General features: G+C 52.3%; 14 protein-coding genes. 2 read left to right on the forward strand and 12 right to left on the reverse strand.

Annotated features, from left to right (window positions below; translation table 11 throughout):
• Nucleotides 1-405: 405 nt before the first annotated feature.
• From BMY16_RS04140 to BMY16_RS04160, 5 genes are all read right to left on the reverse strand, one after another.
• Nucleotides 406-2,199, reverse strand: a complete 1,794-nt coding sequence (locus tag BMY16_RS04140; RefSeq protein WP_091840289.1) for an MATE family efflux transporter — start codon at nucleotides 2,197-2,199, stop codon at nucleotides 406-408.
• Between the two features lie 21 nt (nucleotides 2,200-2,220).
• Nucleotides 2,221-3,447, reverse strand: a complete 1,227-nt coding sequence (locus tag BMY16_RS04145) for a U32 family peptidase (protein WP_170835993.1) — start codon at nucleotides 3,445-3,447, stop codon at nucleotides 2,221-2,223.
• A gap of 33 nt (nucleotides 3,448-3,480) precedes the next feature.
• Nucleotides 3,481-3,930, reverse strand: a complete 450-nt coding sequence (locus BMY16_RS04150) for a GNAT family N-acetyltransferase (RefSeq protein ID WP_091840292.1) — start codon at nucleotides 3,928-3,930, stop codon at nucleotides 3,481-3,483.
• Between the two features lie 26 nt (nucleotides 3,931-3,956).
• Entirely contained in the window at nucleotides 3,957-4,424 is a 468-nt protein-coding gene (locus tag BMY16_RS04155; protein ID WP_139207119.1) for a hypothetical protein, read from the reverse strand.
• Nucleotides 4,425-4,594: 170 nt separating this feature from the next.
• Nucleotides 4,595-7,675, reverse strand: coding sequence for a glycoside hydrolase family 2 TIM barrel-domain containing protein (locus BMY16_RS04160; protein WP_091840295.1), 3,081 nt, complete (start codon nucleotides 7,673-7,675; stop codon nucleotides 4,595-4,597).
• A gap of 104 nt (nucleotides 7,676-7,779) precedes the next feature.
• Here BMY16_RS04160 and nth point away from each other — a divergent pair, with 104 nt between their 5' ends.
• Nucleotides 7,780-8,430, forward strand: a complete 651-nt coding sequence (gene nth / locus BMY16_RS04165; RefSeq protein ID WP_091840297.1) for an endonuclease III — start codon at nucleotides 7,780-7,782, stop codon at nucleotides 8,428-8,430.
• Nucleotides 8,431-8,443: 13 nt separating this feature from the next.
• On the opposite strand, the gene BMY16_RS04170 is transcribed toward nth, so the two are convergent.
• From BMY16_RS04170 to mazG, 7 genes are all read right to left on the reverse strand, one after another.
• Nucleotides 8,444-8,893: a hypothetical protein gene (locus BMY16_RS04170; protein ID WP_091840543.1), complete on the reverse strand. Its 450-nt coding sequence runs from the start codon at nucleotides 8,891-8,893 to the stop codon at nucleotides 8,444-8,446.
• 155 nt (nucleotides 8,894-9,048) lie between these two features.
• Nucleotides 9,049-9,402 (reverse strand): hypothetical protein, encoded by a 354-nt coding sequence (locus BMY16_RS04175; protein ID WP_091840298.1) that lies wholly within the window; start codon nucleotides 9,400-9,402, stop codon nucleotides 9,049-9,051.
• Between the two features lie 31 nt (nucleotides 9,403-9,433).
• Nucleotides 9,434-9,928, reverse strand: a complete 495-nt coding sequence (locus BMY16_RS04180; RefSeq protein WP_091840300.1) for an RNA polymerase sigma factor — start codon at nucleotides 9,926-9,928, stop codon at nucleotides 9,434-9,436.
• Nucleotides 9,928-10,233, reverse strand: a complete 306-nt coding sequence (locus tag BMY16_RS04185) for a T9SS type A sorting domain-containing protein (RefSeq protein ID WP_091840302.1) — start codon at nucleotides 10,231-10,233, stop codon at nucleotides 9,928-9,930. The genes BMY16_RS04180 and BMY16_RS04185 overlap by 1 nt, the downstream gene beginning before the upstream one ends.
• 87 nt (nucleotides 10,234-10,320) lie before the next feature.
• Nucleotides 10,321-11,238, reverse strand: coding sequence for a ribonuclease Z (locus BMY16_RS04190; RefSeq protein ID WP_091840303.1), 918 nt, complete (start codon nucleotides 11,236-11,238; stop codon nucleotides 10,321-10,323).
• Nucleotides 11,238-11,930 carry a lipocalin family protein gene (locus tag BMY16_RS04195; protein ID WP_170835994.1) on the reverse strand — a complete coding sequence of 231 codons (693 nt, stop codon included), beginning with the start codon at nucleotides 11,928-11,930 and terminating at the stop codon, nucleotides 11,238-11,240. The genes BMY16_RS04190 and BMY16_RS04195 overlap by 1 nt, the downstream gene beginning before the upstream one ends.
• Nucleotides 11,931-11,956: 26 nt before the next feature.
• Complete coding sequence (gene mazG, locus BMY16_RS04200; RefSeq protein WP_091840307.1) at nucleotides 11,957-12,832, reverse strand: nucleoside triphosphate pyrophosphohydrolase; 876 nt, start codon at nucleotides 12,830-12,832, stop codon at nucleotides 11,957-11,959.
• Between the two features lie 110 nt (nucleotides 12,833-12,942).
• On the opposite strand from mazG, the gene BMY16_RS04205 reads away from it, so the two are divergent.
• Complete coding sequence (locus BMY16_RS04205; protein ID WP_091840308.1) at nucleotides 12,943-15,672, forward strand: valine--tRNA ligase; 2,730 nt, start codon at nucleotides 12,943-12,945, stop codon at nucleotides 15,670-15,672.
• The last annotated feature ends 25 nt before the right edge of the window (nucleotides 15,673-15,697 follow it).

The raw sequence follows: 15,697 nt of genomic DNA on the forward strand, positions 1-15,697 counted from the left end.
CAGCAAAGATAAGGGAAACAGTTTGTTTCCATAGGGGAAACAACTTGTTCCCAAGGTGGGAATATACTAGTTCCCAACGTGGGAACAAACTATTCCCAAGGTGGGAACTCTGGGAAAGCAGTGTCTAAAACGATGCACGAAATAGGTAGTTTTGGGTGAAAAACGGTTTGTGGTGATGGCAGGGTGACGGCTCAAAAGAGCAGCCGTCACCACTTAATATATTGATAGTCAGGAAGAAAGGTCGTGTGGTGACGGCTTAAGCCATTTTTTGTGACTTTTCGCGGCGGTGCCTTCAGGGAAACGATGCGATTATTCCAAGTGGAGCCTATGAGTTTGGTATATCATTCCTGTTCGATCCTCAGGAAAGCCCCATGACTCCCCATGACTATTGCGTAACGGAGGGACTTACGATTTATAGAACTTCATGGTGACGCAGTTGACACCATTGCGGTAGTTGTAGTCGATATCATCGCATAACTTGTTGACGAGGAGGAGACTGAGGTTGTTGCCTGCCATCATCACATCGGGATTGGTAGCGGGATCGCAGATGGGATTGACTGACTTGCCGCGCCACTTAATGAAGATCTGGACGCCATGTGCCTGCAACTCCTCATCAACCATCGTCTCCATGATGCGGATATCGAAGAAATGATGGTCGGACTTACGCTCGCTGCCTTCCATGCTTACGATACAGTTCATCATCTCTTCGGCACAGGCGGCAATATGATTAGACTCCCTTTTCGACAGTTCGCAGATATCGATATACATCAGGATGTCGCGTAAAGCAGAACGTACATCACCCTCATCGTAGTTCAGGGAGTAGTCGAGATAAGGCGCAGAGATGTTCCGGGGAGCGAGTGTGAAACGATCGATCATGGGATTGCGGCGAGAGATGAACCAGGCTGTTGCGAGGCAGGCGGCAAGGGCGATGACGACACCCACGGGGAAGAACCACCAGAACAGCCCGGGGAAGTAGTGCTCCATCACCCACTGCGTGGCCAGGATGAACAGCGGCTCGGAGAGGATGACACTTATCGACAGCCGAACCCGATTCTGGGTGACATAGACCGAGCAGTAGTAGAACAGAAGGGAATAGGGCAGCAGCGCGGTGCTGAGAATCATAATGGGCTGACGGGCAAAGGCTATCAGGCGCGCATCGGCTCCGAAACAGCTGAGCAGCAACTCGGGCGACAGTCCCATAACCAGACTGATGATGGCCATGCAGACAATAACGATGAGCAGGCTGCGATTGATGACCATGCGGTAACCACGAAGGTCGTCCTCGCCCAGGTAGGTCATGCCGAGCGACTGCATGGAGAAGATGACACCCATCGTAACCAGTGAACCGACAGACAGCATCTGCATGAACACGCTGACCACGACGAGACCGTCGGCTCCATAGAGGCGCTGGGCGGCTGCATTGACGCCCGAGAAGATGATGACTGAGACGAACGAGCCTGTGGCGTCGGAAAGTCCAAGTTTGCCGCAATGCCAGGTAAGCGAAGGGAACCAGGAACGGAGCACTGACGTCAGGGCGAACACGCGCCACTGGCGACGCACCTCGGGAACGACCATCACCAACGACAGCAGATAACTGCAGATAGTGGCATAGACGGCGCCCTGAATGCCCCAGCCGAAAACGACGATGAACAGCATGTCGAACACCAGATTAATCATCATCTGGACGATGGTGACTCTGATCACCAGACTGGCCTTGCCTACCAGTTGCAGGAACACGGTATAGCTGTTCTGGATGGCGAACGCCACACCGATAAACGCTGCTACGGGCAGATAATCGAGGGCCAGCGGATAGAGGCGCGCATTGTCGGTATAAAGCCCTACCAGCGACGGGGCAAACAGCGAGATGGGCAGGGCTGCAGCCAGCGAGAAGATCAGACCGCCTGCCAGGTTAACCATGAACGTGCGATTCACCTGGGGGTAGTCTTGCTCTCCAAAAGCGCGTGAACCTGCCACCATCGATCCCTCTGCCAGCAGCATGGGGACCATCGTTACCAAGATGAGCAGCGGAGCAAACAGGTTGATGACTGCCATCGCATCGGTGCTGACGTAATTGCCTACAATCACCGCGTCGATGAAGACATTGGCCTGCAGAATGATCGAATTGCAAACGCTGGCAATGATAAAGGTTTTCAACTCTGCGTATGTGAGATACGGGGTCCTGATATGCTTCACTTTCATATCTTTTGGTATTTGAAAAACTTATAGATTCTTACCGTAATACTTTTCAAGATTATAGTTCATCACTTTGACAATCTTGCGCTGCCAGGTAGGATCGATGACCACCTTCTTGGCGAACTTCTCGCAGTAGCGGCAGCTGGCGCAATTGCCTTTACAGCTGATCTTGCCACTGAAGAAGGCATCGCTGAAACTGTCGAGATCGCGATTGTCGATGCCTACGTGCCAGTCGGCAGATTCGCTCAGGAATTCACCTGTCCACTCCTCGAGCTGCTCTTCGGTAGCATGGTCGGGGTCGCACACCACATGGCCAATCTGCTTGACATCCTCACAAAACTCTGGCTGCAGGAGGTGGAAGAGATTGCCGTCGTAATGGCCAAGGAGATAAGCCTTGACCACGGTCTTGATGTATCGGGGCTCCTTGTCGCGGCCATCGATCTTGAACAGGTTGATACCCATATCGGCATACTGTTTCAGGTCTTCAGGACGTATCCAGTGGATTTTGATGAGCTCGTTGGGATTCTCGAAGAAGCGGCGACGGCAGTAGAAGTTACAATATGGTGTTGACATCGATGCATTCTTCGTGTCGTACTTCTTCTTGATCAGCGAGTTGGTGACCACAGATGTATAGATGCCATGATAGTGGACATTGATACAGTGGAACACGCAGGCTGAGTTGCACAGCAGTTCGATTTCGCCCTTGAACTGCTTGCGGATATCTTTGAGCAGGGCCATGTCGCGGTTCACGTCGCGATCGAGCACGATGCCCGTAGCGCCCAGTTCCTCGTATTCGAGTGACTCTCTGACCGTAGATATCTCGTTGACGATGGATACACGCACCTGGATATCAGGGAAGTGAAGGTGAATCAGGGTGATAAGCCAGGGGATGGTCACCGTAGCTGTTCTGACGCCGATATCGTGGAGGGTCTGAAGGAACTCCAGCACTTCGTCTCTGTACGCCTCAGTGATAGGCATCGGCAGCAGTTCGGAGTTGAGCACATAGTTGAAACGGATGCCGTGATCGCTCAGTTTCTTGATATGTGCGCCCAACTGCTCGGGGGTGACGGAACGGATGCTTTCGGGCGGACGCAGGTTACCCACGGGGCCCAGAGGAAGACATCCATAGACCTCATATATTCTCCGCTCAGCTGTTGCAACCGTTTGCTCCAACTCTATCAGATAGTCGATATACCCATCATCGTTGATATAAGGTGCGCAAACCTTGACTTGTGAATCTTTGACATTGTTCATAACTTCTATTATATTTGCCATTTAAGTTCAACATCATTTAAGACAAACCCTCACCATCTTGACGAGATATTGTCCGGTATCGTTCCATAGCAGACGCTCACCAGCCATCTTAAACCCGTTTTTCTCATAGAATGAGATGGCACGGATGTTCTTCTCAAGAACCCATAGATGGTCGGCTGATTCCTGACATACTGCATAACGGATCAATTCTGCGCCAATGCCCTCGCCCTGGAAGAAATGGTCGGTATAAAGTTCCTTGATTTCACCATCGCATATATGGATGTAAGCCTTGACGATATGATCCGATTCGTAAACCCATATGTCATCGAGAAAATCCCGTTGGGCTTTGATGGTATCAACGACAGTCAGTTTATTGAACGAGAAGTCATCGTCGCAAAAAATGCGCCGATAATTCACTCGTTTCACAAATACGGCAATCTCTGCAATTCGCACCAGATCGGCCTCTGTAGCTTTTCTAATCATCAGATGACAGGACCGACGGGCGGGGATTACATGTCGAGGGGGAGGACGGAGAAGGTGAGCTTCTCGTAGCCTTCGAAGTCGTCGAACTGCACCTGGAAGGTCTCATACTGGTAGTAGTTACCACCAGAGTTGTGGGTGTCCTTGATGGAGTTGCTCTTGGCGAGGGCGTTGAGGATCTGGTTATAGATGACCTTGTCGTTTTTCTCGTCCTCAATCTGGATTGCCATAGAGGTGACGTAGCCGTTTTCAATCTTATAGGTGTAGTCGCCAGCAGCATAGAGCTGGAAGGCATCGGTCTCGAGGATGGTCTCCAGCTCACCCACCTTGGCCTCCAGGTCTTCCTTCGACCAGTTGACATAGTTAATGGGCTCGCGGTTCTCGTCGAGCTTGATATAAGTGGTGTCACACTCGTTGGTGACATTGTTCTCCTCTGCGTACATCATGGGAGCGCCCAGTAAGAGGGCAAACATCAAAATTGTAATCTGCTTCTTCATAATCTTCATCTTTTCATCTCTTTACGGGTGCAAAGTTAGCAAATAATCAATTATGTACCAATTCTTTTTTGCAAATTATTCATAAAAAAGACCCTTACGGCTGCCTTTTTGACCAAAGTCAAGCCGTAAGGGTGTCATTTTGCTCAAAAACCGAACAATTACCGGTCTTTTTATTCAACGGGGCGAATCACGAAAGTGAAGTCGTATTCCTTGCAGGGAACCATGTATTCCTGACGAGGCCAGGCACCCCAGGAGTTGACACATCCGAGACCCATCTGACGCTGCTGGATATGCACCTGAGTCAGCGGACGCTCCACCAGGTCGCCACTGTGGCTGCCTATCAGCTTGTCTTTCGTCACACCATCGTCGAGATCTTCTACCAGATAGTTCAGCGCACTGGCTTCCATCGGGGCGTTGCTGTAGAACTCAAGACCCCTACCCTGCCCGTTGAGCACACGGAACCAGCGCACATCGGTATGGTTGCCAGACTCCTGCGGACGGACATAGGGGAAGTACTCGTCGGCGACGCTATTCTCATAGACGCCGAGGAACTCTGAGGAGTTGCGGTCAATATAGTTCTCGACGGGGCCACGACCATAGTACTGCACCTTATCAAACTGCTTTGGCATCTGAAGCTGCACACCGTAGCGGAACATGGGGGCGATGTCGGTAGCCGTAGGAACGAAGTGTTCACGGACGATCACCTCACCTTCGGCGGTCAGTGTGTAGGTCATGGTCAGGCTGGCCTTTACCTCAGGCATGTCGAAGGTAGAGACCACCGTATTGCCATTCACCTGACAGCTCTGGAGCTTCATCTGCGGAGCCTTCCAGACGGAGAACCTGTTCTGGAACTGGGCACCATAATCGTTGTCGGTAGGTGCACGCCAGAATTCAGGCAGGATGGAGCGGCGGTCGAGAAGCATGGGCTCGCCCTTGACGTCGAGGTAGTCGATCCAGCCTGTCTGCTTACCGATGGTGAGCGTGGTGGCTGCGGCCTCGAGCTTGACATAGCTCGTGGTTTCCTCAGTTGACAATTGACAATTGACAGTTGACAATTCAGGGAACTTATAGGGATTGAGTACAAACTGCTGACGGGCCAACACCTGACCTTTCTCGATGAGAGGCTGGGCGTCCTTGGCCTTGAACTGGAATGTCACAAAGATCTCCTGATCGGCATGATGACCCAGCACACGGGCGATGGTCTTTTTCATGGCCTCATCGGTGATGACCTTGCGCTGCTGGGGGGCAATACCGCTGAGGTCTATCTTACCACCATGACCGAAGGTCATACCCTCAGGACGTTCACCATCATGGTGCTTTCCTCCGCTGGCGCCGCCAACAAACCATGCCAGTTCCACATCGTCGAGCGACTTGAAGAAGTTCTCGTTGTATACCTCAAACGTACCGTCCTTCAGTCCCTTGTCGGTGACCCAGATGTTCTGATAGTAGTAACCCACCTCATGGGCATGGGGATTCAGTCGGCGGTCGGGGGCGATGATACCGTTGCAGTTGAAGTTATGGTCGCTGGCAGGATAGCGGCCGTAGTCGCCACCATAGGTAAAGATTTCTTTACCCGTCAGAGGATTCTTGTCGCGCAGGCCCTGGTCTACGAAGTCCCAGATATAACCACCCTGATATTTGGGGTATTTGCGGATGAGATCCCAGTACTCCTTGAAGCCACCCATCGAGTTACCCATGGCGTGGGCATACTCGCACTGGATCAGCGGACGGGGGTTGTCGCCTTGGGAGTATTTCTCACTGTGGTTGTAGTCGGCATACATCGGACAGTAGATATCGGTCTTTCCATCCTGACGGGCCTGTTCAAACTGACAGGGGCGGGTCTTGTCGTAGGCCTTCACCCAGTCGTAGGCTTTCTCGAAGTTAGGACCGTAGCCAGCCTCATTACCCAACGACCACACGATGATGCTCGGATGGTTCTTGTAGGTGATCACGTTACCCTCCTGGCGCTCGATATGTGCCTTGGCAAACGCCTCGTTCTTGGCAAGGGTCTTCTCACGATAGCCCATGCCATGACTCTCGAGGTTGGACTCAGCCGTCAGATAGATACCATACTCGTCGCAGAGGTCATACCAACGGGGATCGTCGGGATAGTGGCAAGTACGTACGGCATTGATATTGAGCTGCTTCATGATCTTGATATCCTGAATCATACGCTCCACAGGAACGATGTAGCCGCCATCGGGATCCAGTTCGTGACGGTCGGCACCCTTGATGAGGATGGGCTGACCGTTGACCAGCAGCTGACCACCCTTGATCTCGATATGGCGGAAGCCCACCTTCTTGCGGACAACCTCCAACACTTTGCCACCTTGACGGAGCTGGAGTTCCAGTATATATAAATAAGGTGTCTCAGCCGTCCAAGGCTTCGCATTCTCCACCGTCGCATTCAGGTCCTTGGCCACCTCCTTGCCCTCAGCATCGTAGAGCGTAGCCTCGACCTCGGCCTTGCCAGCCACCTTCACATCGACAGCGAGCAGGCCCTTGCCACCGACATAGTCCTGACCGATGGTGATATCCTGGATATGCGTCTTCGGAGTGGCGTAGAGATACACCTCACGGGCAATACCCGTGAAGCGCCAGAAGTCCTGATCCTCCAGATAGGAGCCGTCGCACCAGCGCATGATCTGCATGGCAATCAGGTTTTTGCCCGGCTTCAAGTATTTCGTGATGTTAAACTCGGCAGCCACCTTCGAATCCTCAGAGTAGCCCACGTATTTGCCGTTCACCCATACAGAGAGGTTGCTCGTGGCAGAACCCACGTGGAAATAGACCTCCTGACCTTTCCAGTCGGCAGGCAGGTTGAAGGTACGGCGATAGGAACCGGTATAGTTGTTGGTCTCGCCGATATAAGGGGGATTGCTCTCGAAGGTGGTACACCAGGCATAACCTATGTTCTTATAGGTCTTGTCGCCATAGCCATTCAACTCAAAGAGTCCGGGCACGGGGAAGTCCACCCACTGGGCATCGTCGTACTTCAGCGAGAAGAAGTCCTTCGGGGCATCCTGATGGTTCTTCACGAAATGAAACTTCCACATACCCTCCATCGAGAGGAAACGGGCAGACTGGGCCTTGTCGCCTTTCGCCTTCTCCACACTCTCGAAAGCAAAGAAGTGGGCACGGCGCGCCTCACGGTTCTGCTGGTTCACGGTTGGGTCCATCCATTGTGGTGTCTTCTGGGCATAGGCTGCCACAGAAGTCAAGCAAGCAATTGCTAATAGAATTTTCTTCATATCATATGGTTTTAAGTAATTTGACCGCAAAGTTACATATTTTTATTGAAAATTGAACATTGGAAATTGAAATTTAAAGAATATTTTGTACTTTTGCAGACAAGATGAGAAAAGAAGAACGTTTCGAGAAGATTCTGGCCCATTTCCGTGACCAGATGCCCCATGTGACCACCGAACTGGAGTTTGGCAGTGTGTTTCAGTTGTTGGTGGCCGTCATCCTGAGTGCGCAGTGTACCGACAAGCGCATCAACCAGGTGACCCCAGAGCTGTTCCGTCATTTCCCTGACGCCAAGACGATGGCGCAGGCCGAACCCGAGGATGTGCTGGCTTACATCAGCAGCGTCTCCTACCCCAACGCCAAGGCCGAACATCTGGTGAAGATGGCCCGGGCGCTCGTTGAGAACCACGATGGTGAGGTGCCCTCGGACATGAACGCCCTACTCGACCTGCCAGGCGTGGGACGGAAGACCGCCAACGTGATCCAGAGTGTGGCGTTCGGGAAGTCGGCCCTTGCCGTCGACACCCATGTCTATCGCGTGGCCCACCGACTGGGACTCGTATCGAAACGCGACAACACCCCTTATAAGGTGGAACAGGCGCTTATCAAACATATCCCTGCGGAAGATATCCCCGATGCCCACCACTGGCTGCTGCTCCATGGACGCTATGTCTGTACGTCGCGGAAACCCCACTGCGAGAAATGTGAATTATCGGATCTGTGCCCTAAGCTCATCGAGGGCTCTAAACTGACATAAAAAAAGCATCAGCCTATTTCTGCGGCTGATGCTTTTTGTTAGCTTGATGTCCTCTCCAGTTCCTGATGGCGGCCCGGTGGAACTTGGTCTCTGCGATGATGACGTCGTACACCTTCGAGGCGGGAAGCACTTTAAAGAACTTGTTGTGGTAAGTCTGAATGATACGTCGCTGTTCCAACTCCAGTTCGTCGCGCTTCTGTACGGCCTGCTTGATGGCGGCCTCTTCAGCCGGTTTGTTTCTGCCCAGGTCCTTCATCTGATTCCAGACGGCACGCTGCTTCTGTTGCATCTCCCTGTAGAGGGGGAAGAACTTGGTGACCTCCTCGGAGGTGAGCTGGGCCTCTTTGGTAATAAACTGCTCCATGTCGGCCTGGAACTTCTCGGGTGAGAACTGCTGGGGCTCAGTAGCGGAAGCAGTTAAAGGTAAAAAGGTAAGCAGGCAAAAGGGTAAAACCCGTTTCACCAACCTTTGTACCTTCTGAAATAAACAGCCTCTCATTATATTTTCAATCTTGATGTTTCACATCGAGCTCGCTCACGTTCGACATAGCTCAAGCAAGCTTGGCTCTGTTCTCACTTAATCGCGACCTTCAATCTTCAATTTTCAATCTTCAATCTTCAATTCTCCGAAAGCAGCGCATAGATCTCGTGATTGTCGAGCATCATGTAGTCGGCAGCCTTGTCGAAATCCTCATCAGTCACATCCTGCTGTACAGCATGCGCCTGCATGGGGTCCGTCGTCTGGGACGTAGGTTCCGACATCAACAGCCAGGCCGTGGCCGAGATCAGCAGGGCACAGACACAAGCCGCAGCATAATACATGGGCTTACGCAGCCACACCGTCTTCGCCTTGGGCTTCTGTTCTGGCAGGCTCTCCATAATCTGGGCCGTCAGGTTATCGAAATAACCCTCTGGAACACGGAACGGATTCCGCTTTCCCACCTTTTCTTCTATGTACTTTTCTTCTTCCATCGTAAATTTGACGTATTATTATTCAAATGGTTTAATTATGAGCCTTAAAAAATTCATAGATTTTTTTCACGGCGATATGATAGGATGCCTTCAGGGCCCCTTCAGTGGTGTGGAGAATCTCACTGATCTCACTATACTTCATGTCTTCGAAATAGCGCAACTGGAATACGGTGCGCTGTACATCGGGCAGCGTGGCGATGGCCTCCTGCAGCAACGCCTCGGTCTCCGTACCGTCGAAATAGGAGTCGGCCATCAGTGAGTTGGCCACTGAGAGGTCTTCATCGGCACTCGACACCACACGTTCGTTACGTCGCAGGAAGTCAATGCTCTCGTTGATGGCAATCCTCGAGAGCCAGGTGCCTATCTTGGCATCACCCTGGAACGTGTCGATAGCTGTCCATGCCTTGATGAAGGTATTCTGCAGCACATCGTTCGCATCTTCATGATTCAGCACGATACGACGAATCTGCCAGTAGAGGGGTTCACTATACTGGCGTACTATCTGTTCAAAGGCTTTTCGCTCCATCAGCGTATAGCTACCTTTCGAACAACCTTACCGATCTTGAACACATAACAGCCCTTGGTCAGGTTCAACTCGATGCGCTGCGAAGGACTGTTGATCTCGTACTGAGCCACCTTGCGCCCTGTGAGCGAAATAATCTCCAGAACCAAGCCCTCAGCACCGTTGACGGTTACGGTATTGCCCTCCACGACCATCGTCACCTCACTATCTATCTGCTCAACAGCCATCAGTTCCATCATCACGGGAACTGCCAGCACCGGAGCAGACAGCATGAGCGTCAATGTCATTGTGAGTATAATTTTCCTCATACGCAATACCTGATTCGTCTGTGCAAAGGTAGGATATTCTTTTGAATAATCAAAATTTTTTGAGGAAAAAGTCGCTTTTTACGGCCTTCAGACGTCGAAAACGTCCATTTCGTTCGTCAGAAAGCAGTTGTCGAACACACTTTTCGCCTCATCGAGCAGCACCTGTTCGTCTTCATATCTTGAACTGTAATGCCCCAACAGCAGCTTCCCCACCCCGGCATCACGGGCCACCATCGCCGCCTGACGCGCCGTGGAATGACAGTATTTCTCTGCATTGTTCATCCGGTCCTCGCCATAGGTGCTCTCATGATAGAGCGTGGTCACCCCTTTCAGCTGCTCATGCAACCCGGGCAGATATTTCGTATCGGAGATGTAGGCATAGCTCCTGACAGGGTCGGCAGCCTTCACCAGCCGTTCGTTGGGAATCACCTCCCCGTCGGCAGTGGTCCAGTCGGCTCCGTTCTTGATGTTGTTCACCTGACTGTTGGGAATACCATAGCAGTCCATCATCTCCCGACGGATATGGGGCAGCGACGCCTTCTCACGGATCAGATAACCGCAACAGGGCACACGGTGCTCTAAGGGAATGCTCTCCACCGTCATGCTGCGGTCTTCATAGACCACCTGCCTCACTTTGGTGTCTACCGGGTAGTAGACCACCTCGAAGCCCAGGTCGTGGGTGAAGAACTTGATCTGCCTGTCGAGTTCCGGTCCCAGAGCCTCTGGTCCGTGGACATGCAGCTTTGCCGTACGTCCCAAGAGTCCGAAGGTGGAAATCATACCAATCAGTCCGAAGCAGTGGTCACCGTGCAGGTGGGTGATAAACACATGACTCAGTTTCGTGAACCTCACCCTACTCCTCCGGAGCTGCATCTGCGTACCCTCCGAGCAGTCGAGCATCAGCACATGGTCGCGCAACTCCACCACTTGAGAGGAGGCATGATGACGAAGGGTGGGAAGCGCACTTCCACACCCTAAGATATGTACTTTAAACGGTTCTGCCATTAAATCTTATTGAACTCATCCTGTGTATCTTCCAGCTGCAGACCGCGCAGGTCGACCTTTGGTTTCTCCTTGAAACGGTTGTATTCGAAGGTCTCCTCCTCATCACGGGGCTTGCCGATGGTCTTATAGCACAAAGTGTCGGCACCCAGAGACAGAATATCGTAGAGGTTGGTCTCCTCCTGGTCGCCACCGCCCTCACGGATGGAGATAATCTCCAATTTGCCGTTCACGATCTTCCAGGTACGATAGATGATGTTGGTCATCTCGATACTCTCGGCCACACCACCTTCTTTAATACGGATACCGATCTCCGAACTGCCGTCGATGGGGTCAGGCATCACCCAGTCGCCCAAGAGGGTGTTCAGGTTGATCACCTCCGTAGCCTCAGTCTTCTTGTCATTAGCCATCACAGCCAGGCGGTCGCCTGTCTGCAGTCCGCCAAACACCTGTCCGGCTTCCTGGGCATTGACCATTGACAGCACCAGCGTGTCGCCGTTATCAGTAAGCAGCTCCAGCGTGTTCATTGCCGTACCTTCACCACACAAGCCATAAATCGTACGGTCCAATGGCATGAATTCCCCCTGGGAAGAGGTATTATTTTCCCCGCCGCCACTCTGTTGTTGTTTACCACCACAGCTGCCCAGCATCATCAAGCCGGCAACCATCATTCCAAATAACACAGTCTTTTTCATATCCTTTAGTTTACGTTGATACATGATTACTTTTCGTTCCGCTTCGCCTCTTCCCATAGTTTATCCATTTCTTCCAACGTCATGGATGTCAGAGGCTTACCAATCTTGATACTATGCGCCTCGATATAGTTGAAACGGTCGATAAACTTACGGTTGGTCTTCTCCAGCGCGTTGTCGGGATTCAGCTTATAGAGGCGGGCGGCATTGATCACGGCAAAGAGGAAATCACCCAACTCCTCCGTCGAACGCTCCTTGTCGTCCTTGTTCAACTCGGCCTCCAGCTCATCGATTTCCTCGCGCACTTTCTTCCATACATCACGACGATCTTCCCAGTCGAAACCCACGTTGCGGGCCTTGTCCTGAATACGATACGCCTTGATCATCGACGGCAGTGCCTCGGGCACTCCGGAGAGTACACTCTCGTTGCCGTCCTTCTCCTTCAGTTTGATCTGCTCCCAGTTCTCGAGGACCTGAGACACGGTGGTCACTTTAGGATTGCTAGGATTATCCAGGGTATCCCGAGGTTTGTCCAGGTCACTAGGCACATAGGGAAGCGGCTTGGGATCCTTGGCATCGATCTGCGAGGGATGATACACATGCGGATGGCGGGTGATCATCTTCCTTGTCAGAGCATCACACACATCGGCCATGTCAAACTGCTCCTTCTCCTCCGCAATCTTCGCATAGAAGCAGATGTGGAGCAGCACATCGCCCAGCTCTTTGCAGATGTCATGAACATCATTCTTGATGAGTGCATCGCAGAGCTCATAAGTCTCTTCGATGGTATTGGGACGGAGGCTCTCGTTCGTCTGCTTCTTGTCCCACGGACAATTCGCCCTTAACGCATCCAAGACGTCAAGAAAACGACCGAAAGCCTGCATTTTTTCCTCTTTTGTATGCATAAAACGTAAATTATTGGGGCAAAGATACAAAATAATTGAGAATTGAGAATTGAGAATTGAGAATTTTTTATAATTTTGCACCGAATTTTAGCGAACAACAACATTATTATATGGAATTAGCAAGCAAATATGACCCAAAAGAGGTCGAATCGAAATGGTATCAGTACTGGACGGACCACAAACTTTTCGCCAGTAAACCCGACGAACGTCAACCCTACACAATTGTGATTCCGCCACCCAACGTGACCGGTGTGCTCCACATGGGTCACATGCTGAACAATACCATCCAGGATATCCTGGTGCGCCGTGCCCGTATGGAGGGTAAGAATGCACTCTGGGTACCCGGCACCGACCACGCTTCGATCGCTACCGAGGCCAAGGTGGTGAAGAAACTTGCCGAACAGGGCATCAAGAAGCGCGACCTCACCCGTGAACAGTTCCTCGAGCATGCCTGGGACTGGACCCACGAGCACGGAGGCATCATCCTGAAGCAGTTGCGCCGCCTGGGTGCCAGCTGCGACTGGGACCGCACCGCCTTCACGATGGACGAGAAGCGCTCAGAGAGTGTTATCAAGGTCTTCGTCGACCTCTATAACAAGGGCCTCATCTATCGTGGACTGCGCATGGTGAACTGGGATCCGAAAGCCCTCACTGCCCTCTCTACTGAGGAGGTGATCTATAAAGAGGAGCAGAGTCATCTGTTCCACCTGAAGTACTACGTGGCAGATATTGAAGATGGAACATTGAACATTGAACAACTTCAGGCCGAAGGCAATGTAGTCCACAAGGACGAGAAAGGCTACTACGCTGTGGTGGCTACCACCCGTCCAGAGACCATCATGGGTGATACCGCCATGTGTATCAACCCCAAGGACCCGAAGAACCAGTGGCTCAAGGGCCACAAGGTCATCGTACCGCTGGTGAACCGCGTCATTCCCGTCATCGAGGACCGTTATGTAGACATCGAGTTCGGTACGGGTTGTCTGAAGGTCACCCCCGCCCACGACACCAACGACTACATGCTGGGTAAGACCCACAACCTCGAGACCATCGACATCTTCAATCCCGACGGCACCATCTCTGAGCAGAGTCCGCTCTATGTAGGCATGGACCGTATGGACTGCCGTAAGCAGATCAGCAAGGACCTGCAGGAAGCCGGACTGATGGAGAAGATTGAGGACTATATTAATAAGGTGGGCTACTCGGAGCGTAACCCCGACACCGCCATCGAGCCACGACTCTCGCTGCAGTGGTTCCTCAAGATGAAGCACTTTGCCGACATCGCCCTGCCCCCCGTACTCAACGGCGAACTGAAGTTCTATCCCCAGAAATACGTCAACACCTATAAGAACTGGTTGGAGAATATCCAGGACTGGTGTATCTCCCGTCAGCTGTGGTGGGGACACCGTATTCCAGCCTACTACTACAACGATCAGGATGATTATGTAGTGGCCGAGACGGCAGAGAAGGCCCTTGAGATGGCCCGCGAGAAGAGCGGCAACGCCAACCTCCAGGCCTCCGACCTGCGTCAGGAAGAGGACGCCCTCGACACCTGGTTCTCGTCGTGGCTCTGGCCCATCAGCCTCTTCGACGCCATCAATAATCCCGGCAACGAAGAGATCAAGTACTACTATCCCACATCTGTCCTCGTCACAGGTCCGGATATCATCTTCTTCTGGGTGGCCCGCATGATTATGGCAGGTTATGAGTATATTGGCGACATGCCGTTCAGAAGTGTCTACTTCACCGGTATCGTCCGCGACAAGCTCGGTCGTAAGATGTCCAAGAGTCTCGGCAACAGCCCCGACCCCATCGAGCTCATCGATAAGTTCGGTGCCGACGGCGTGCGTATGGGTATGATGCTCTCAGCCCCTGCAGGAAACGACATCCTCTTCGACGAGGCACTCTGTGAACAGGGTCGTAACTTCAACAATAAGATCTGGAACGCCTTCCGTCTTGTGAAGGGTTGGAAGGTGGCCGACATCGAGCAGTCTGAGGCTGGAAAGGTAGCCACCACATGGTTTGAGGCAAAATTGCGCCAGACCAATGCCGAGGTGGAAGACCTCTTCAAGAAATACCGTATCTCCGAGGCCTTGATGGCTGTCTACAAGCTCTTCTGGGATGAGTTCTCAAGCTGGTATCTGGAGATGGTGAAGCCCGCCTACATCAATGGTGAGGCCCAGCCCATCGACCGCGAGACCTACAACAAGACCCTTGAGTTCTTCGAGACCCTTCTGAAGATGCTCCATCCCTTCATGCCGTTCATCACTGAGGAGCTCTGGCAGCACCTCTATGACCGCAAGGATGGTGAGTCGATCATGAACGACAGTCTCTCACTCCCCGCTCCCACCGAGGCCGACAACTTTGTGGCTGCCCAGGTAGAGAGTGTCAAGCAGATTGTCTCTGGTGTCCGCATGGTCCGTTCTTCGAAGAACATCGCCCCGAAGGAGCAGGTAGAGCTGCAGGTGGTTGGTAAGGCTTCTATCAATGACCAGTTCATCATGACCTATGCCTCCAGCATCCAGAAGATGGCCAACCTGAGTGCCATCAACATTGTCGTTGAGAAGGATCCCACCGCTGCCGCCTTCATGGTTGGTACCGATGAGTATGCCGTACCCCTGGGTAACATGATCGACGTCGAGGCTGAGATTCAGAAGATGGAGGCTCAGCTGCAGCACCTTGAAGGATTCCTCGCCGGTGTGAAGAAGAAGCTCTCCAACGAGCGTTTCGTGGCCAACGCCCCCGAACAGGTGGTTGCCCTCGAGCGTAAGAAGCAGAGCGATTCCGAAGAGAAGATCGCCGCCCTCAAGGAGAGCATCGCAGCACTGAAGAATAAATAAGCACCCTGCCCATCGGGCAGGATGC

The sequence above is a fragment of the Prevotella sp. ne3005 genome (assembly GCF_900110085.1).
In the GTDB taxonomy this organism is placed as follows: domain Bacteria; phylum Bacteroidota; class Bacteroidia; order Bacteroidales; family Bacteroidaceae; genus Prevotella.

Coding starts and splice junctions, on each gene's coding strand:
- BMY16_RS04195 (WP_170835994.1), bottom strand. CDS start 11,930: ATGAAAAAGACTGTGTTATTTGGAATGATGGTTGCCGGCTTGATGATG.
- BMY16_RS04145 (WP_170835993.1), bottom strand. CDS start 3,447: ATGAACAATGTCAAAGATTCACAAGTCAAGGTTTGCGCACCTTATATC.
- BMY16_RS04185 (WP_091840302.1), bottom strand. CDS start 10,233: ATGAGGAAAATTATACTCACAATGACATTGACGCTCATGCTGTCTGCT.
- BMY16_RS04180 (WP_091840300.1), bottom strand. CDS start 9,928: ATGGAGCGAAAAGCCTTTGAACAGATAGTACGCCAGTATAGTGAACCC.
- BMY16_RS04175 (WP_091840298.1), bottom strand. CDS start 9,402: ATGGAAGAAGAAAAGTACATAGAAGAAAAGGTGGGAAAGCGGAATCCG.
- mazG (WP_091840307.1), bottom strand. CDS start 12,832: ATGCATACAAAAGAGGAAAAAATGCAGGCTTTCGGTCGTTTTCTTGAC.
- BMY16_RS04140 (WP_091840289.1), bottom strand. CDS start 2,199: ATGAAAGTGAAGCATATCAGGACCCCGTATCTCACATACGCAGAGTTG.
- BMY16_RS04205 (WP_091840308.1), top strand. CDS start 12,943: ATGGAATTAGCAAGCAAATATGACCCAAAAGAGGTCGAATCGAAATGG.
- BMY16_RS04155 (WP_139207119.1), bottom strand. CDS start 4,424: ATGAAGAAGCAGATTACAATTTTGATGTTTGCCCTCTTACTGGGCGCT.
- BMY16_RS04160 (WP_091840295.1), bottom strand. CDS start 7,675: ATGAAGAAAATTCTATTAGCAATTGCTTGCTTGACTTCTGTGGCAGCC.
- BMY16_RS04190 (WP_091840303.1), bottom strand. CDS start 11,238: ATGGCAGAACCGTTTAAAGTACATATCTTAGGGTGTGGAAGTGCGCTT.
- BMY16_RS04150 (WP_091840292.1), bottom strand. CDS start 3,930: ATGATTAGAAAAGCTACAGAGGCCGATCTGGTGCGAATTGCAGAGATT.
- nth (WP_091840297.1), top strand. CDS start 7,780: ATGAGAAAAGAAGAACGTTTCGAGAAGATTCTGGCCCATTTCCGTGAC.